Origin of the sequence: Streptomyces lasiicapitis, from assembly GCF_014646335.1 — a bacterium.
GTDB classification, from domain to species: Bacteria; Actinomycetota; Actinomycetes; order Streptomycetales; family Streptomycetaceae; genus Streptomyces; species Streptomyces lasiicapitis.
Genome location: NZ_BMNG01000006.1, coordinates 385,569 through 402,856, shown reverse-complemented (window position 1 = coordinate 402,856; position 17,288 = coordinate 385,569). Strand labels below are relative to the sequence as shown.

The window sequence follows — 17,288 nt, the reverse complement described above, 5'->3', positions numbered from 1 at the left end:
GCTCCCGTCGCGGGCGCCGGTTATGTTCCCCTTCACGGCGTATGCCCGGCCCACCCGCCCATGATGTCCCTCTTTGACCGCCCCCGGCCGTCCTCCTGCCCGTCGCCCGCTGTCGGCGGGACGTCGTACGCCTGTAGGAAATCTGTCGGTGGATTGTCGGTGGCACCTGCTCTCATGTACGGCATGACAGAAATCGACAACAGGCCCCAACGGGGAGCGGACGGCGCAGCGAGCGCCGTTTCGGTACGGGGGCTGGTCAAGCACTACGGCGAGACCAAGGCGCTGGACGGCGTCGATGTGGACGTCCGCGAGGGCACGGTCCTCGGCGTCCTCGGCCCCAACGGCGCCGGCAAGACCACGCTCGTACGCTGCCTCTCCACGCTCATCACCCCGGACTCCGGCACCGCCTTCGTCGCGGGGTACGACGTGCTGCGACAGCCGCGCCAACTCCGGCGCGTGATAGGCCTCACGGGTCAGTACGCCTCGGTGGACGAGAAGCTGACCGGCTGGGACAACCTCTACATGATCGGGCGCCTGCTCGACCTGCCCCGCAAGGAGGCCCGTTCGCGCGCGGACGGCCTCCTTGAGCGCTTCTCGCTCACGGAGGCGGCGCGGCGCCCCGCGAAGACGTACTCCGGAGGCATGCGCCGCCGTCTCGACCTCGCGGCGTCGATGATCGGCAGCCCGGCCGTGCTGTTCCTGGACGAGCCCACCACCGGCCTCGACCCCCGCACCCGCAACGAGGTCTGGGACGAGGTCAAGCGCATGGTCGGTGACGGCGTCACCGTCCTGCTCACCACGCAGTACATGGAAGAGGCCGAGCAGCTCGCGAGCGAGCTCACGGTCATCGACCGCGGCAAGGTCATCGCCAACGGCGGCATCGAGGAGCTGAAGGCCAAGGTCGGCGGCCGCACCCTGCGCATCCGCCCGGCGGACCGCGCGCAGCTGCACCCCACGGCCGCCGCGCTCGACGACTCGGGCCTCACGGGCCTCGCCACCACCACGGTGGACACCGAGACCGGCACGGTCCTGGTGCCGATCCTCAGCGACGAGCAGCTCACCGCGGTCGTGGGCACGCTCACCTCGCGCGGCATCACGCTGTCCGACATCGCCACCGAACTGCCCAGCCTGGACGAGGTGTTCCTGTCCCTCACCGGTCACAAGACCAGCGAGACGCAGGACTCCGTCAGCACCGAATTCAAGGAGGTCGCCGCATGAGCGCCGGCACGGTCACGGCGCCTTCGGCGCCACCCACCCAGCAACAGCCCGTCGACAAGTCGGCGGCCGACACCCGCATCGGCCTGCGCGCCCACGTCCGGCACACCGGCGCGCTCGTCCGCCGCAATCTGCTGTGGATCAAGCAGGACATGGAGTCGATGTTCGACGCCGTCCTGATGCCGATCGTCTTCACCCTGCTGTTCGTGTACGTCTTCGGCGGCTCCGTCGGCCAGGCTCTTGGCGGCGGCCGCGAGGAGTACGTGCAGTATGTGATCCCCGGCCTGATGGCCATGATGGGGATGAACATGGCCATGGGTGTGGGCACGGGCTTCAACCAGGACTTCCAGACCGGCGTGATGGACCGTTTCCGGTCGCTGCCGATCGGCCGCTCCTCGGTGATGATCGCCAAGATCGTGGTCGAGCTGCTCCGCATGCTCGTCGCCACGGCGATCCTGCTGATCGTCGCCCTGATCATCGGCTTCTCCGTGGAGAGCATCCCGGGTCTGATCGCGTCCATAGGCCTCGCCATGGCCTTCGGCGTGGGCCTGATGTGGATCTTCCTCACCATGGGTGTCGTGATGAAGAGCGCCCAGGCCATCCAGGGCATGGGCTTCCTGGTCCTGATGCCGCTGCAGTTCGGCTCGTCCATCTTCGCGCCGACGGCGTCCATGCCCGGCTGGCTCCAGGCGTTCACGGACTACAACCCGCTGTCGTCGCTCGCCGACGCCGCCCGCGGCCTGATGAACGGCGGCCTGCCCGTCGCGCACGACGTGTGGGTGACGCTGGCCTGGTCGGTGATCCTCACGGGCGTGATGGCGCCGATCGCGATCCACAAGTTCCGTACGAAGACGTGACGGGCGTCCGGGTCCGGTGAGCGTGAGCGCGCGTCACCGGACACGACACCAGTGCCCCGCCGCGGCGGGTGTCACAACCCCGCCGCGGCGACGGCCTCCTGCCACGTGAGGCCGCCGCCCGCGGCGTAGGCGGCGGCATAGTCCGCGTCGCCGAGCGCCTCGCGGGCCGCCCGCTCCGCGGAGGCGCGCAGCTCCCGCTCCAGGGCCACCGGGACATGGCCGGGCGGCAGCGAGCCGTCGGCCACGGCGAGCAGCCGCGCCGCGTGCGCCGCGCGCCCCGTGTCGTACGAGGCGAGGGCGCAGGCCATGGTCGCGAGGTGGCCGGCGAGCAGTTGCGGCGCGATCATCTGCGACAGCGGCTCGGCGGCCTTGTCCACGGCTTCGCGGGCGGCGGCGAGCGCCCGCTCGTGGTGGCCGTCGACGGTGTCGAGCCAGGCCTGCGAGCCGATCATGATGCCCTCGAAGACGGCGAAGCCGAGGACCTTGAACTCCGCGCGCAGCAGCTCCAGTTGCTCGCGGGCCTCGCCGGTGCGGCCGGTGCGGCCGAGCAGACTGATGAGGAAGAGGCGGGCCGCGGGCAGCGCCCCGCCGGCGCGGCTGCCGTTGTCGTCGGCCACCCGCCACAGCAGTTCCTCGCCGCGCTCGGTCTGGCCGGCCTCGACGAGCGCCGTGCCGAGCCGGGCCGTCAACAGGGCCACCTGCGCCTTCGCGCCGAGGTCCGTCGCGTACGGTATGGCGGCCTGGAAGTCGTCGGCCGCGCGCAGGTAGTCGCCGCGCCGCTCGTGCGCCTCACCGCGTGAGGACAGCGCTTCGGCCACGCCCCAGGCGTCGCCGAGCCCTGTGTAGATCTCCAGGGCCTCGTCCGCGTCCCGGCAGGCGTCGCCCGCCCATTCGCTGCGGTTGGCGAAGATGTTGGCGCGCTGGTGCAGGGCGCCCGCCAGCTCCCAGGTGAGGCCGAGGTCCCGGCAGGCGGTGACGGTCTCCTCGACGACGTGCCGCAACTGCTCGACGTCCCCCGTCATCAGGACGGCGAAGAACCAGAAGCTGCCCGGGGTCCAGCAGGTCTGCGGCAGGCCCGGACGGTAGGTGTCCCTGATCGTGGCCAGCTTCTGCCCGGCCTCCGGGGTCTGCCAGGCGGACGGGTCCAGGTCCATGCAGGACAGCTGGATGAGGTGCACTCCGCGCCGGGCCTCCCGGAGGAGTTCGCCCGACAGCGGGGGCGGGGTGTCCGTGCAGCGCGCGGTCAGCGGGGCGGCGGGGGTGACGGGCGGGGCGAACGGGTCCGGGCCGAGCGCCATCACGTCCCGCGACCAGTTCCGCGCCTCCACCCGCAGGTCCCGGATCAGCCAGAACCACCCCAGGGACAGCACGAGGAACAGCCCCTCCTGCTCGTCACGGGCGGCGACGGCGTGACGCAGCGCGGTACGCAGGTTCTCGTACTCCGTCTCGAACGCCGCGATGGCCGCGCGCTGCCCGTGGCCGCGCAGCTCCGGGTCGGTGACCCGCGCGAACTCCCGGAAGTACGTGAGGTGCGCCCGCTCGACCGCGTCCCGCTCCCCCGCCTCGTCGAGGCGCTCGGCGGCGTACTCGGAGACGGTCTCCAGGAGCCGGTAGCGCATCACGTCGCCGTGCGCGGCGGGCGCGGCGACGGCGAGCGACTTGTCGACGAGGGAGCCGAGGAGTTCGGGGACGTCGCGGGGGTCCACGTGAACGGTGTCCGGCCGGGGGCCTTGGGGGTGGTGGGTGCCGCCGTCCTCGACGCCCGCCTCGGCTTCGGGTCGCCCGCCGCAGACGGCCTCCGCGGCCGCGAGGTCGCAGCCGCCCGCGAAGACCGACAGGCGGCGCAGGACGGCGCGTTCGGCGGTGTCGAGGAGGTCCCAGGACCAGTCCACTACGGCGCGCAGGGTCTGCTGGCGCGGAAGGACGGTGCGGGCGCCGCTGGTCAGCAGCCGGAAGCGGTCGTCGAGCCGGTCGGCGATCTGGCGCGGGGTGAGCATCCGCAGCCGGGCCGCGGCCAGTTCGATGGCGAGCGGAAGGCCGTCCAGGCGGTGGCAGATCTCGGCGGCGGCGCGCGGATCGTCGTCCGTACGGAAGCCGGGGCGCGCGGCGGCGCCGCGGTCGGCGAGGAGGCGCAGCGCGAAGGGTTCCGGCAGGGGTTCGACGGGGCGCACCAACTCGCCCGGTACGCCGAGGGGTTCGCGGCTGGTGGCCAGCACGGTGAGCCCCGGGCAGTCGGCGAGCAGACGGTCCGCGAGGCGGGCCGCGGCGTCGATGACGTGCTCGCAGTTGTCCAGGACGAGCAGCATGCGGCGCGGGCCGCAGTGTTCGGCGAGCCGGACCATGGGATCGCCGGCGTTCCGCTCCGCGGCGACCCGCAGTTCCTCGGCGCCCGCGCCGCGCAGCACGGTCTCGCGGGCGCCGAGCGCGGTGAGGACGGCCTCCGGTACGTCGTCGGGGTCGTCCACCGGCGCGAGTTCGGCCAGCCACACCCCGTCCGCCAAGGCGTCGGCCACGGCCTCCCCGGCCTCCTGCGACAGCCGCGTCTTGCCCGCGCCGCCGGGCCCGGTCAGCGTGACGAGGCGCGCGCGGCGCAGGTCGTCGCGGATCGCGTCGATGTCGGTGCTGCGTCCGACGAAGGAGGTGAGGCGGGCGCGGAGGTTGCCGGGGGTGGGGGGTTTGGGGGCGGAGGCGGTGGCGGGCGGGGCTGCCGGGGCCCGGGTGCTCGCCCTCTCTTGCGCGGGGGCCGACGCGCCCGTCCGTGGGGCGGGGCGCGGCGTGTCCGGCACGTCCGTACCGGCGGGTGAGGTGTCTCCGGCCTTCGACGCCGTGTCCGTGCCCGCGGCACCCGGCCCCGCGCCCGCCGACGGGCCCAGCAACTCCTCGTACAGGGCGCGCAGTTCGGGACCCGGATCGGCGCCCAGGTCGTTCGCGAGGGTGTGGCGGACGCCGTCGTACGCGGCCAGGGCCTCCGCGGCTCGGCCGGCGTCCCGCAGGGCGCGTAGGCGGAGGACCTGGAGGGGCTCGTCCAACGGGTGGCTGTCGCACAGGGCGGTCAGTTCGGGGAGGACCGTCTCGGCCTGGCCGAGGGAAAGGGCCGCGGTGAAGCGTGCGCGCAGGGCCTCGGCGCGGCGGGCGGACCAGCGGGCCGCCTCCGCGGTGTGGTCCGGCAGGTCGGTGAACGCCTCGCCCTGCCAGAGGGCGAGGGCGTCGTCGAGGAGGACCGCGGCCTTCGCCGGGTCGCCGTCCGCCAGCGCCCGCGTGCCCTCGCCCACCAGGCGCTCGAAGCGGTGGGCGTCCACGTCGTCGCGGGTGGCCCGCAGGTGGTAGCCGCCTTCGGCGGAGGCCACGGCTTCGGCGCCGAGGGCGCGGCGCAGCCGTCCGACCAGGGCCTGCAGCGCGCCCGTCGCGTCGGCCGGTGGCTCTCCGCCCCACACCTGGTCCACCAGGACCCCGGCCGGGACCGTGCGGCCCGGTCGTAGCGCGAGGGCGGCCAGGAGCGCGCGGAGGCGGGCGCCGCCGACGGAAACGGGGGTGCCGTCGGGGCGCGAGGCCCGGGTGACGCCTAGAACGCGATAACGCACGCCCCCATTGTCACCGGTCCCCGGAAGCCGGGGCACCGGGCATCCGGCCGGGGGCGAGGCCTGGGGCCCTGCCGGGGGCTCCCCGCTGCGTCCAATAGCGCGCTCCGCGCGCGGGCACCCCTTCCCGAAACTGGGGGCTCTGCCCCCAGACCCCCGCTCCTCAAACGCCGGAGGGGCTACACCCAGCCAGATCCAGCCCGCACCCCGCGAGGGCCAACCCACCCCCACTCCACAGCCCACGCAGGTAGCCTCCCCCACATGACCACCGCCCCCACCCGCAGCGACCGCCGGATCAGCCCCGTCTTCCTCGGGATCGCCGCGGTCACCGCGGCCTCGGGCTGGGCGGCGTGGACGGGGTTCGCGGACAACCCGGGCTTCGCCGTCTTCCTCTTCGTCACGGCGGCGTGGATCGTCTCGCTGTGCCTGCACGAGTACGCGCACGCCCGCACGGCGCTGCACAGCGGTGACCTGTCCATCGGGGAGAAGGGCTATCTGACCCTCAACCCGCTGAAGTACACGCACGCGCTGCTCAGCATCATCCTTCCGGTGCTCTTCGTGATCATGGGCGGCATCGGCCTGCCCGGCGGCGCGGTGTTCATCGAGCGCGGCCGCATCCGGGGGCGTTGGCGGCACAGCCTGATCTCGGCCGCGGGCCCGCTGACGAACGTACTCTTCGCCGTCGTCTGCACCGCGCCGTTCTGGCTGGACGCCCTCGACGGCGTCCCGGACAACTTCCGCTACGCGCTCGCGTTCCTCGCCCTGCTCCAGGTGACGGCGGCGATCCTGAACTTCCTGCCCATCCCGGGCCTGGACGGCTACGGCGTGATCGAGCCGTGGCTGTCGCACAACATCCGCCGCCAGGTGGAGCCGTTCGCGCCGTTCGGTCTGCTCGCCGTCTTCGGCATCCTGTGGATCCCGGAGGTCAACGACGCGTTCTTCGACGCGGTGGACGCGCTCCTGCGCGGCCTCGGCGTCGAGGACTGGGACACATACTGGGGCCAGCGCCTCTACCGCTTCTGGCAGGGCACCCCGGACATCCCCGCGCTCAACGGCTAGCGGAGGCCGCCGCGGTCAGTGACCGGCGGACGCCGCCTCGTCGCGCTGCCGCAGCACCTTCGCGCGGCGCGCGTAGTACCAGGTCATGTTGGACGAGAGCCCCGCGAGCAGCACCCACACGATGCCGAGCCACATCCCCTGGGCGAAGGAGACCACGGCCGCGGCGACGGAGAGGACGCAGACGACGAGGGCGTAGAGGGCGAGGCGGGGCATGGGGTGCGCTCCTGCGATGCGGCATTCCTGACGGACGTACCGCACCAGTGTCCCCCATGCCCCGCGCGCGACGGCACCGCGGTGACGCGTGGTCCCGGGCGTCGCGATGCCCCGCGGGCTCAGACGTCCGTGACGCGCAGCCCCGCGTGCGCCTTGTACCGCCGGTTCACCGAGATCAGGTTGGCGACCAGGGACTCCACCTGGTGGGCGTTGCGCAGGCGTCCCGCGAAGACGCCGCGCATGCCGGGGATGCGGCCGGCGAGGGCCTGCACGACGTCCGTGTCGGCGCGGCTCTCGCCGAGGACCATCACGTCGGTGTCGATCTCCTCGATGGACTCGTCCTGGAGCAGCACCGCCGAGAGGTGGTGGAAGGCGGCGGTGACCCGCGAGTCGGGAAGGAGCGCGGCGGCCTGCTCGGCGGCGCTGCCCTCCTCGGGCTTCAGGGCGTACGCGCCCTTCTTGTCGAAGCCGAGCGGGTTGACGCAGTCGACGACGAGCTTGCCCGCGAGTTCCTCGCGCAGCGCTTCGAGGGTCTTGGCGTGCCCGTCCCACGGCACGGCGACGATGACGATGTCGCTGCGCCGCGCGCACTCGGCGTTGTCGGCGCCTTCAATGCCCTCGACGCTGCGGCCCAGTTCGGCAGCGGCCGACGCGGCGCGCTCCGCGGCGCGCGAGCCGATGATCACCTTCTGGCCCGCGCGGGCGAGGCGGTAGGCCAGCCCGCGGCCCTGGTCACCGGTGCCGCCGAGCACGCCCACGACGAGCCCGGACACGTCGGGCAGGTCCCAGGGATCCTTGGCGGGCGCCTTCTGCACACTTTCCGTGGAAGTCATGGTCAGACCTTACGTCCGCGCCGGACGCCCGCCCGGCCCGCCCGGCGCTCGGTCCAGCCGGTCCCGTCCCTCAGTCGAGCCAGTCCAGCGGGACCCGCCGGAGCGTGATCGTCTCGTACGCGCCGAAGTCCCCGGTCTCGTAGAGGAGTCCGACGGTGTCCTCGTCGAGGCGTACGAGATCGGAGTACGCGGCGGGCAGCCCGTCGACGGTGTGGACGACGCGCCAGGTGGTGCCGCCGTCATGGCTCTTGCGGATGCTCATCTGCGCGCGGAAGCCGGGGTCGGCGGGCCCGGAGTAGAGCAGCAGGTCGGGGTCGCGCAGTTGCAGCACGCTGGCCTCGACGACGGGTCCTGTGAGGCAGGACTGGGGCCGGAAGGGCTTGGCGAGGGTCTGGCCGCCGTCGTGGGAGTGGGCGTCGGCGCGGGTGCCGGGGGACGGCGAGTCGTTGCGGGTGTTGAAGTAGACGCGGCCGTCGGGGAGTTCGGCGGCGGTGGTCTCGTTGGCGTTGATGTAGCCGTTGGTGTTGTCGTCGACGTAGCCGATGCGCCAGGTCTGGCCGCGGTCGTCGCTCAGCAGGCAGTGCCCGCCGTTGTACTTGCCCTCGGTGCCGTTGTCGGTGCCGGTGGGCGGCAGGGAGTGATTGGCGGGAACAATGATCCGGCCGCTGCGGCCGCCGCTGCCGTCGGTGGCTCCCTCCAGCTGGATCGCGTGGCCGGGTGTGGTCGCGTACCACCGCCAGGCGGTCTTCTTCACCTGCTTGGTGATCTCGCGGGGCGACGACCAGGTGACGCCGTCGTCGTCACTGTGCTGCGTCCAGACGCGGCGGCCGTTCGCGGCGGACACCGTGCCGCGCCGGATGGCGTCCTCGGTGGCCGCGGCGGCGTTGCGGACCTGCACGAGCAGGATCCGGCCGGTGTCGAGGACGACGGGGGCGGGGTTCCCCGCGAGGTCGGTGCCGTTGCCGCCGACGACCCGGAGCGGGCCCCAGGTGCGGCCGCCGTCGTCGGACCGCTTGAGCACGACGTCGATGTTCCCGAAGTCCTCCTGGGAGCCGACCCGCCCCTCGCAGAAGGCGAGGACGGTACCGGCGTGGGTGACGACCACCGCCGGGATCCGGAAGCTTGCGTACCCCTCGCGACCCGCGCGGAAGGGAACAGACGTCTCAACTGTCTCCGTAGGCATCCGGGCCCCTTCCCCATCATGGGGGAATTCGCGGTGAACTCCCGCTGACGAATCTGTCGTTGAGGCAGTATGCGCCCCCATGGACGCCGTAAGGGTCGCGCTGCTGCGCGAAGTTCTCGCCGGGACCCAGTGGCCCGGCGCCACCCGCCGCTTCGCGGGGGCGCTGCGCTCCAGTGTGGTGCCGCACGGCGGCGGGCTACTGCTCGTGGGCACGCGGGAGTACGAGCCGTGGCATCTGGCCGCGCATCTGGTGGACGAGGCGGCGTGGTCGGGCACACCGGAGTTGACGCCCACCCTCGTACGCCACCGGCCGCGCCCCGACTCGCCCGCGCAGCTCTCGGTGGGCCTCGGCAGGATCGAGGCGGCGCGGCACGGCGAGACGCTGCTCGTGGTAGCACCCACGGCGCCCGAGGCGGGGCTGCTCTCGCGCGTGAACGACGCGCGGCGTGCGGGCGCGACGGTCTTCGCTCTCGGCGAGCGCGACGGCGACCTGGGCGCCCTCGCCCACGAGGCGCTCGTGCTCCCCGACGACGCGGGGCTCGACCTCGACACGGTGCAGCACCTGGTGAGCGCGGCGGCGGGCGAGAACAGCCTGCCCGCGCCGCGCGGCCCGCGCCGCGTCCGCGACCGCCTCTCCCGGCTCGCGGACCAGCTGACGGCGCCGCCGCCGGCGCGCTGGTGAGCCAACAAATCGTTTGCGCCCCGTCGTGCCCTCCGCTGAGCATGACCCCTTGTGAAACGCTTCGCCGCGCTGCTGCCCGACCTGTCCCCCTGGCGCTCCACCCGCGACTTCCGGTTGCTGTGGGTGCAGGGGCTCGTCACGTACTTCGGCAGCTTCATGGCGATGATCGCCCTGCCGCTGCAGATCAAGCACCTCACCGACTCGCCGCTCGCGGTCGGCGCGATGGGTGCCGTCGAGCTGGTGCCGCTGGTCGTCTGCGGTCTGTACGGCGGGGCGCTGGCCGACGCGGTGGACCGCCGCAAGGTGATCCTCCTTACCGAGGCGGCGCTGGGTCTGCTGGCCGTCGTCCTGTTCGTGAACGCGCTGCTTCCGCAGCCGATGCTGTGGCCGCTGTACGTCGTCGCGGCGGGCGTCTCGGGTCTCGCCGGTATCCAGCGGCCCGCGCTCGACTCGCTGATGGCCCGCATCGTGCCGCACGACCAGCTCACGGCCGCCGCGGCGCTCAACTCGCTGCGCTGGAACGTCGGGGCGATCGCCGGTCCCGCGCTCGCGGGTGTCGTCGTCGCCTACGCGGGGCACGCGTGGGCGTACGCGGTGACAGTCGTCGGCTTCGCCGTGTCAGTCGCGCTCTGCACCCGGCTCTCGCCCGCGCCCGCCGCGCACGACGCGGAGAAGCCGTCGCTGCGGGGGCTCGCGGAGGGGGCGCGGTACGCGTGGTCGCGGCCGGTCCTTCTCGGTACGTACGCGATCGACGGCGTGGCGATGCTGTTCGCCTTCCCGAACACGATCTTCCCGTTCCTGGCGGACGATCTGGACGCGGAGTGGGCGCTGGGCCTCATGTACGCGGCCGGGGCCGTGGGATCCCTGGCCCTCAGCCTCACCAGCGGGTGGACGTCGCGGGTGCGGCGGCACGGGGTGCTCGTGGTGTGCGGGGCGGCGGGCTGGGGTCTGGCCATCACGCTGGCCGGCGTCCTCTCCCACGTCTGGCTGGTCCTGGTCTGCCTGGCCCTGGCCGGGGCGGGCGACATGCTGAGCGGCCTGGCCCGCTCCACCATCTGGAACCAGACCATCCCCGAAGGCCTGCGCGGCCGCCTCGCCGGAATAGAGGTCCTCTCCTACAGCGTCGGCCCCCAACTGGGCCAGGTCCGCGCAGGCGCCGCGGCCGGCTGGTCCGGCACCCGCCCGGCGATCTGGTCCGGCGGCCTGGTCTGCGTAGGCGCCGTGGCCGCACTGGCGACGGCGATGCCGTCCCTCTTGCGGTACGACGCATCGACGGACCCCGACGCAAAACTCCGCCGCGAAGCAGCAACCGCAACGGCGACGTAGCCCGCCCACGTGTGCCCAGGCCACCTGAAACGCCCCGTCGGCCTGGGCCTACGCCCGGCAGCCCCCACCGGGCCGCAGGCGAGGTACAGCGCCAGGTCAATCGTCGTCGCCACGCGCAGACGCGTCGTGCCACCGCGGATCGGTCTCCCACTCAAGGTTCCGCTCCGCGGCGGTCTCCATCGCGTGGGTGGCTTCTTCGCGGGAGGCGTAGGGACCGAAGCGGTCCTTGCCCGGGCAGTCCGGCCCTTCCTCGACCTTCTTGTGCTCCAGGCAGTAGTACCACTCACCCGGCTTGCCGACGGTCCGCTTCTTGAACAGGGCCATGTCCGGCTCCTCTCTCTCCCGTAATGCTGCCCCACGGGCACTCGCCATGCTGCCCCACTGGCGCTCGTTAGACTCGCTGACATGTCTGGCCAGTCACTGCTCGTACCAGGGGAGCTCTCTCCCGCCCGCCCCGTGCCCGGAAACATCAGGCGCCCGGAGTACGTCGGCAAGCCCGCGCCGACGCCGTACACCGGACCGGAGGTGCAGACCCCGGAGACCATCGAGCTGATGCGGACCGCGGGCCGCATCGCCGCGCGCGCGATGGAGGAGGCCGCGAAGGCCATCGCGCCGGGGGTGACCACCGACGAGCTGGACCGCATCGCGCACGCGTACATGTGCGACCACGGCGCGTACCCCTCGACGCTCGGCTACCGCGGCTTCCCGAAGTCGCTGTGCAGCTCGGTCAACGAGGTCATCTGCCACGGCATCCCCGACTCCACCGTCCTGAAGGACGGCGACATCGTGAACCTGGACGTCACGGCGTACATCGGCGGCGTGCACGGCGACAACAACGCGACGTACCTCGTCGGAGACGTCGACGAGGAGTCCAGGCTCCTGGTGGAGCGCACCCGAGAGTCGCTCGACCGCGCCATCAAGGCGGTCAGGCCCGGCCGCCAGATCAACATCATCGGCCGTGTCATCGAGTCGTACGCCAAGCGCTTCGGCTACGGAGTGGTCCGGGACTTCACCGGCCACGGCATCAACACGTCCTTCCACTCCGGCCTGATCGTCCCGCACTACGACAGCCCGCACGCGACGACGGTCATCCAGCCGGGCATGACCTTCACGATCGAGCCGATGCTGACGCTCGGTACGCACGAGTACGACATGTGGGACGACGGGTGGACCGTCGTGACGAAGGACCGGCTGCGGACGGCGCAGTTCGAGCACACGCTGGTGGTCACGGACTCCGGCGCGGAGATCCTCACGCTGCCGTGAGCCGTGCCCCCGGACGGGGGCCGCACGCAAGGGAAGGGCCGGGTCCGGACGGACCCGGCCCTTTTGTTCGCTCAGGCAGCAGCTCGTACGACCACTTACGCATCCCTCATCGCATCCGGGGTACGTTTTTACCGACAGGATGTCGGGAACCAGTTGACTTAGGTAAGCCTAACCTTGGATGATCGGTCCTGGCCACCTTGGTTCCCGCCCTTCTTCGGCTTCGGAGGTCCCCATGGACTCGGCGCTCACCCAGCCCACCTCGTTCTCGACGCTCATCCGCACCGCGTCCCACGAACAGCACACCGAGGCGGAGACGTCCACGTTCATGGGCGACCTGCTCGGCGGCCGCCTCGGCGTGGACGCGTTCGCGAGGTACACGGAACAGCTGTGGTTCGTGTACCGCGCGCTGGAGGACGGCGCGCAGTCCCTGCGCGACGACCCGGTGGCGGGACCGTTCATACGGCCGGAGTTGCTGCGGGTCGCCGAGATCGAGCGGGACCTGGCGCACATGCGGGGCGAGGGCTGGCGCGCGGGCCTCACCGCCCTGCCGGCCACGGCGGCGTACGCGGCGCGGGTCGAGGAGTGCGCGCGGACGTGGCCCGGCGGGTATGTGGCCCACCACTACACGCGCTATCTCGGGGACCTGTCCGGCGGGCAGATCATCCGCGGCAAGGCCGAGAAGACGTGGGGCTTCGCGCGCAAGGGGGACGGCGTCCGGTTCTACGTCTTCGAGGGCATCGCCAACCCCGCCGAGTTCAAGCGGAGTTACCGGGAGCTGCTCGACGGCCTGGACCTGGTGGTCCCGGACGAGCTGGAGAAGCAGCGCATCGTGGACGAGTGCAAGCGCGCGTTCGCCCTGAACACGGCGCTCTTCCGGGAGCTCGGGGCCGAGTTCCCGCTATCCGCCTGAGCCGCCCCGCCTGTGGCCCCCAACCGGGGGTGCCGTAGGGGCATCGCGCTTCGCGCTCGTCCTCAATCGCCGGACGGGCTCCATTTCCCCGGCATCAGGTCCAGGCGAGACTGGGCGGGCGGGGAAACGTCACCCGGCCGCCCAGTTCGATGAGGTCGTCCGGGCCCGGTGCCGTGAGGAGTTGGGAGCCTCGGCCCTGGGTGATGTTCAGAGCCCGGCCCAGCTCATGGGTGAGCGCGAGCGCCGCCGCCCCCGTCGCCTCGTCCTCGACGATCCCGTCCCCGCGCCCGGGGAACCCCCGTGCCCGCACCCGCCCCGCGGCCTCGTCCTCCCACGCCCATGCGTAGACCCACTCCCCCGCCGGCGGCACGGCCAGGGCCTCCACCTCCGCCGCCGACGCGTACCGCCGCAGCGTCCGCCCCGACGCCCAGTCGGCCCGCGCCGCGATCCAGCTGAACTCCCCGTCCTGCCGGGCTTCGACGACCCCGGCGTCGGTCACCAGCTCGGGCACGTCAAGGAGCCACGCCGTACCGACGCACGGGTACCCGGCGAACGGCAGCCGTGCCGTGGGCGTGTAGATGTCGATGGCCCCGCGCTCGGGGTCGTCGACGAACACCGTCTCGCTGAAGCCGAGTTTCGCGGCGAGCGCCTGCCGGTCCGCCCGCGCGGCCACGCGCGACCCGTCCCGCACCACCCCGAGCTCGTTGCCGTACCGCCCATCCGGGGCGCAGAAGACCCGTACGACGTCGACACCGTGGTGCACGTCAGCCACACCGGTTTCGAATTCCTCTTCGTTCACCCGCGCATTCAAGCATCGTTGAAGCCTCATCCGCCCGGCGCGTCCCGAACGCCGGGCGGCGGGCGTCCGACACCTCAAGTGCCGTACGCCCGCCGCCCGTTCAAGCAGTCGTCAGGGGTTCAGGGGTTCCTCAGGCGTGCCCGCCCCGCACGACCGGCTGCCGCCGCCGCGCCGCGTACACCGCACCGGCACCGGCCACGACCACCGCGCCCGCGACCCCGAGCAGCGCCCCCGACGGCGTACTGGACCCCGTCTGGGCGAGCGACCCGGTGTCGCCGACCGAGCCACCGCCGCCCACACTGCCGCCGCCGACCGAACCGCTCCCGGCTCCCGCGCCGCCGCCCGCCGCGCCGGAGTCGGCGGAGTCGCCGGATCCGCCGCCCGAGGACGAGGGGACCTTGGCACCGGCGGAGAGGGTGAGCGCGACCGTCATCGGGTCGAGCTTCTCGCCCTTCTGGTACGGCGATCCGGCCGCCTCACTCTCGAACTGCTTGGCGCCCGCCGCCGTGAGCCGCGTGGGCACCTTGCTGAGCAGGACGACGTCGCCCTTCGCCTTGTAGGAGGCGCGGGCGAGGTCGAGGGTCGCGAACTTCACGTCGTTGCTGGTGCGGCCCTGGGCGTTCACGTCCACGGTCAGCGTGCCGGTCTTGCCGCGCGCCTTGACCTTGAAGTCGCTGAACTTCATGTCGATGCCGTGGCCCTTGTACAGGAACCGCACGCTGCCGCCGAAGGACGCGTCGATCTTCTTGGCCCCGGCGTTCCAGGCCGCCTTGGCGTGCGGGAAGTCGTACCCGGCCGAGGTCTTCTTCGCCCCGCCGGTCGCCTGCACGCTGCCGCCCGTGGAGATGTAGCGGCGGAAGGACTCCTTCAGGCCCCAGGACAGCTTGCCGCCGACGACCTTGTCGCCCACCGTCCCGCCGGCGGGGGACGACGGCTTCGAAGTCGGCTTCGTGGGCGTGGGCTTGGGCTTCGAGGTCGGCTTCGTCGGCTTGGGCGTCGGCTTCGTCGGCTTGTCCGTGGGGGTCGGCTGCGGGGCCGGGCCGCCGGTCTTCACCGTCAGCGTGGCCGGGTCGAGGACCTGGCCCTCCTGGTACATGCCGTTGAACGCCTTCGCGCCCTTCGCGGTGAGCGTCGTCGGGATGTCCTTGAACGTCATCGCGCCGCCCTGGCCCTGGCCGGGCCGGACGTCGGTGAGGTCCAGCTTCGCGAGGTCGATGTCGTTCTGCTTGGCGCCGTTGAGGCTGACGTCGGCCTGGATCGCGCCGGTCCTGCCCTTGGTGTGCACCTTGACGTCGGCGATCTTGATGTCGAACTTGTGCACCGTCGAGGTGAAGCGCACATCGCCCTTGAAGGCGGCCTTCAGGACGTGCCCGGTGAGTTCGTACGTTCCCTTGCCGCCGGAGAACGTGAACACCCCGTTGTCCGGCGCCTGCTTGGCACCGCCACCGGCCGTGATCTTGCCGTGCGCCATGCCCGTGACGTACTTCCGGAAGGACTCCTTCAGACCCCACTCCAGGGTGCCGTCCGTGATGGTGAAGGCCGAGGGCGCCTGCTGTGCGGCGGCCGTGCCGGGCGCTTCGGCCGGGGCGTCGACCGGGGTTTCGGCCGCGACGGCGGGCAGGGCGAGCGCGGCGGCGCCGAGAGCGACGGCCGTCGCGACGGCGGCCGCGCGGGCTATGGGGCGGCGGGTGGCTGCCATGGTCAGTACTCCTCGTAGGGGAAGAAGGGGGAAGGGGGAGATGGGGAGGGTGGGGAGGGAGAGCGTGGGGACGGGGAAGCGGAAGTTACTCGCCGGGGCCGGGGCGCTCGGCGGAACCGGAGGACGACGACCCGGCCGAACCGGAAGAGGACTCGGCGGAAGCACCCGCCCCCGCACGGGCGAGCCGCCGCCTCCGCTCCCACCGGAACGCCACCGCCGCCGCGACAAGCAGGGCCGCGACCGCCGCGAGCGTGATCGGCAGGGCCTTCGACGAGCCGTCGGAGTCATCCGAGGACGAGGCCGATGCCGATGCCGAGTCTCCGGCCGCCCGCTCCGACTTCGCCCCTGCCGCGGGCTTCTTCGCGCCGGGCGCCGCGGCGGAGCCGAGGTCCGGCAGGGCGGGCAGGCGGGCCTCGTCGTCGACGGCGACGGCCAGCGAGACCGGGTCCATCTCGGTGCCCGGCTTGTACATGGAGCCGAACGCCTTGGAGCCGTCGGCGGTGAGCTTCGCGGGGGCCTCGGTGACGGAGATCAGGCCGTCGCGCGGCTTGAGGTCCTTCAACTCACCGGCCGTGAAGGTGACGAGGGCGGCCTTCTTCTTGCGGAGGCCGGGGCCGGCCCCGCTGTTCACATCGGCGTACAGCGTGCCCTTGCCGTCCTTCACGCCGACGGCGACCTCGCTGAGCCCGACGTCGAGCCCGTGCTTGCCGGTGAAGCGGACGGCGCCGGTGAAGTCCGCGGCCAGCGTGCGCTTCTTCTCGTCGTACGTGCCCTCGCCGCGCGGGAAGCGGAACAGCGCGCCGCCGTCCTGGGCGCCCGACGACAGCGTCCACTTGCCCTTGGCGATGGACCCGGAGACGTACTCACGGAAGGTGCGGCGCACACCCCAGTCGACGGCGGCGTCCTCGATGCGCCCGGCGGCCTTGCCCTTCTTGTTCTTCTCGTCCGCCTTGTCGCCGGACTTCTTGCCCGGCTTCTTGTCGGGCTTGTCCGCGGGCTGCTGCGGCGACTTGGCGTCCACCAAGTCCGTCGACAGGCTCACCGGGTCGAGCTTCGTGCCCGCCGTGTAGTACCCGGCGAACGCCTTCGCGCCCTGCGCGGTGAGCGTCGCGGGCAGGTTGGTGAGGGCGATCGGGCCGGTGCCGCCCTTCATGTTGATGCCGGACACGTTCAGGGAGGCGAGCGGCACCTGGGCGGTCGAGGTGACCTTGCCGGTGCCCTTCTCCTTGCTGACCATGTCGGCGTAGAGGGTGCCGGAGCCGCCGGAGACCTTGACGGTGGGACGGCTGATCGTCAGGTCGAGGGCGTACGAACCGCCCTTCTTGTGCCCGGTGAAGTGCACGCCGCCGGAGAACGCGGCCGTGAAGGCGCCACTGCCCGCGTCGTACGAACCCTTCGCCGAGTGGAAGCGGAACTGGCTGCCGCCGACCGTCGCCGCGCCGCCCTGGAGGTTCCAACTGCCCTTGGCGATGGGACCGGTGACATAGCTCTGGAACGAGGACTTGATGCCCCAGTCGAGCCTGCCGCCCTGGACGGTGCGCGGTTTCGCGTGCGCGGCGGTCGTCGGCAGCAGCGCTCCGGCGAGTCCGGCCACCACGACCACGACTCCCGCGCGGATGCGGGCACGACGACGCACCGCCGACTGTCTCGACGACGACATGGAACCCCTCC

At 72.4% G+C, this 17,288-nt stretch carries 15 protein-coding genes; 7 read left to right on the top strand and 8 right to left on the bottom strand.

From position 1 onward, the window contains the following. Positions 1–183 precede the first annotated feature (183 nt). Positions 184–1,218, top strand: a complete 1,035-nt coding sequence (locus tag IEY91_RS15940) for an ATP-binding cassette domain-containing protein (protein ID WP_164325652.1) — start codon at positions 184–186, stop codon at positions 1,216–1,218. Then, positions 1,215–2,072 (top strand): ABC transporter permease, encoded by an 858-nt coding sequence (locus IEY91_RS15935; RefSeq protein WP_164325650.1) that lies wholly within the window; start codon positions 1,215–1,217, stop codon positions 2,070–2,072. Before IEY91_RS15940 ends, IEY91_RS15935 begins: the two co-directional genes overlap by 4 nt. A 71-nt stretch (positions 2,073–2,143) precedes the next feature. Here IEY91_RS15935 and IEY91_RS15930 read toward each other — a convergent pair whose 3' ends face one another. After that, on the bottom strand, positions 2,144–5,653 hold the full coding sequence (locus IEY91_RS15930) for an AfsR/SARP family transcriptional regulator (RefSeq protein WP_189174415.1): 3,510 nt from the start codon (positions 5,651–5,653) through the stop codon (positions 2,144–2,146). 258 nt (positions 5,654–5,911) lie between these two features. On the opposite strand from IEY91_RS15930, the gene IEY91_RS15925 reads away from it, so the two are divergent. Then, positions 5,912–6,709 carry a site-2 protease family protein gene (locus tag IEY91_RS15925; protein ID WP_189174414.1) on the top strand — a complete coding sequence of 266 codons (798 nt, stop codon included), beginning with the start codon at positions 5,912–5,914 and terminating at the stop codon, positions 6,707–6,709. Positions 6,710–6,724: 15 nt separating this feature from the next. On the opposite strand, the gene IEY91_RS15920 is transcribed toward IEY91_RS15925, so the two are convergent. From IEY91_RS15920 to IEY91_RS15910, 3 genes are all read right to left on the bottom strand, one after another. Beyond that, positions 6,725–6,922, bottom strand: coding sequence for a hypothetical protein (locus IEY91_RS15920; RefSeq protein ID WP_164325643.1), 198 nt, complete (start codon positions 6,920–6,922; stop codon positions 6,725–6,727). Positions 6,923–7,041: 119 nt separating this feature from the next. Continuing rightward, entirely contained in the window at positions 7,042–7,755 is a 714-nt protein-coding gene (gene npdG / locus IEY91_RS15915) for an NADPH-dependent F420 reductase (RefSeq protein WP_189174413.1), read from the bottom strand. 70 nt (positions 7,756–7,825) lie between these two features. Continuing rightward, on the bottom strand, positions 7,826–8,938 hold the full coding sequence (locus IEY91_RS15910; RefSeq protein ID WP_189174412.1) for a sialidase family protein: 1,113 nt from the start codon (positions 8,936–8,938) through the stop codon (positions 7,826–7,828). 79 nt (positions 8,939–9,017) lie between these two features. Between IEY91_RS15910 and IEY91_RS15905 the strand changes: the two genes are divergently transcribed. Continuing rightward, positions 9,018–9,620: a hypothetical protein gene (locus IEY91_RS15905; protein ID WP_189174411.1), complete on the top strand. Its 603-nt coding sequence runs from the start codon at positions 9,018–9,020 to the stop codon at positions 9,618–9,620. Positions 9,621–9,671: 51 nt separating this feature from the next. After that, on the top strand, positions 9,672–10,946 hold the full coding sequence (locus tag IEY91_RS15900; protein ID WP_189174410.1) for an MFS transporter: 1,275 nt from the start codon (positions 9,672–9,674) through the stop codon (positions 10,944–10,946). A 96-nt stretch (positions 10,947–11,042) separates the two neighbouring features. Here the strand turns inward: IEY91_RS15900 and IEY91_RS15895 are convergent, their stop codons facing one another. Then, entirely contained in the window at positions 11,043–11,270 is a 228-nt protein-coding gene (locus tag IEY91_RS15895) for a hypothetical protein (protein ID WP_189174409.1), read from the bottom strand. A gap of 81 nt (positions 11,271–11,351) precedes the next feature. Between IEY91_RS15895 and map the strand changes: the two genes are divergently transcribed. Continuing rightward, the gene (map, locus tag IEY91_RS15890) at positions 11,352–12,209 is read left to right on the top strand and encodes a type I methionyl aminopeptidase (protein WP_164325630.1); all 858 of its coding nucleotides are present in this window, start codon (positions 11,352–11,354) and stop codon (positions 12,207–12,209) included. 232 nt (positions 12,210–12,441) lie between these two features. Next, a complete protein-coding gene (locus IEY91_RS15885; protein WP_189174408.1) occupies positions 12,442–13,119 on the top strand; it encodes a biliverdin-producing heme oxygenase in 678 nt (225 codons plus the stop codon). Between the two features lie 94 nt (positions 13,120–13,213). On the opposite strand, the gene IEY91_RS15880 is transcribed toward IEY91_RS15885, so the two are convergent. The 3 genes from IEY91_RS15880 to IEY91_RS15870 form a co-directional block, all read right to left on the bottom strand. Further along, entirely contained in the window at positions 13,214–13,918 is a 705-nt protein-coding gene (locus IEY91_RS15880) for a PhzF family phenazine biosynthesis protein (protein ID WP_189174407.1), read from the bottom strand. 130 nt (positions 13,919–14,048) lie between these two features. After that, entirely contained in the window at positions 14,049–15,617 is a 1,569-nt protein-coding gene (locus IEY91_RS15875; protein WP_189174406.1) for an HtaA domain-containing protein, read from the bottom strand. 85 nt (positions 15,618–15,702) lie between these two features. Continuing rightward, the gene (locus IEY91_RS15870; RefSeq protein WP_189174405.1) at positions 15,703–17,277 is read right to left on the bottom strand and encodes an HtaA domain-containing protein; all 1,575 of its coding nucleotides are present in this window, start codon (positions 17,275–17,277) and stop codon (positions 15,703–15,705) included. Positions 17,278–17,288 lie beyond the last annotated feature (11 nt).

Bases quoted from the DNA above. Each gene is read 5' to 3' on its own strand.
- IEY91_RS15905 (WP_189174411.1), top strand. From the start codon at position 9,018: ATGGACGCCGTAAGGGTCGCGCTGCTGCGCGAAGTTCTCGCCGGGACC.
- IEY91_RS15910 (WP_189174412.1), bottom strand. From the start codon at position 8,938: ATGCCTACGGAGACAGTTGAGACGTCTGTTCCCTTCCGCGCGGGTCGC.
- IEY91_RS15885 (WP_189174408.1), top strand. From the start codon at position 12,442: ATGGACTCGGCGCTCACCCAGCCCACCTCGTTCTCGACGCTCATCCGC.
- IEY91_RS15940 (WP_164325652.1), top strand. From the start codon at position 184: ATGACAGAAATCGACAACAGGCCCCAACGGGGAGCGGACGGCGCAGCG.
- IEY91_RS15935 (WP_164325650.1), top strand. From the start codon at position 1,215: ATGAGCGCCGGCACGGTCACGGCGCCTTCGGCGCCACCCACCCAGCAA.
- IEY91_RS15920 (WP_164325643.1), bottom strand. From the start codon at position 6,922: ATGCCCCGCCTCGCCCTCTACGCCCTCGTCGTCTGCGTCCTCTCCGTC.
- IEY91_RS15925 (WP_189174414.1), top strand. From the start codon at position 5,912: ATGACCACCGCCCCCACCCGCAGCGACCGCCGGATCAGCCCCGTCTTC.
- IEY91_RS15895 (WP_189174409.1), bottom strand. From the start codon at position 11,270: ATGGCCCTGTTCAAGAAGCGGACCGTCGGCAAGCCGGGTGAGTGGTAC.
- IEY91_RS15870 (WP_189174405.1), bottom strand. From the start codon at position 17,277: ATGTCGTCGTCGAGACAGTCGGCGGTGCGTCGTCGTGCCCGCATCCGC.
- map (WP_164325630.1), top strand. From the start codon at position 11,352: ATGTCTGGCCAGTCACTGCTCGTACCAGGGGAGCTCTCTCCCGCCCGC.
- npdG (WP_189174413.1), bottom strand. From the start codon at position 7,755: ATGACTTCCACGGAAAGTGTGCAGAAGGCGCCCGCCAAGGATCCCTGG.
- IEY91_RS15875 (WP_189174406.1), bottom strand. From the start codon at position 15,617: ATGGCAGCCACCCGCCGCCCCATAGCCCGCGCGGCCGCCGTCGCGACG.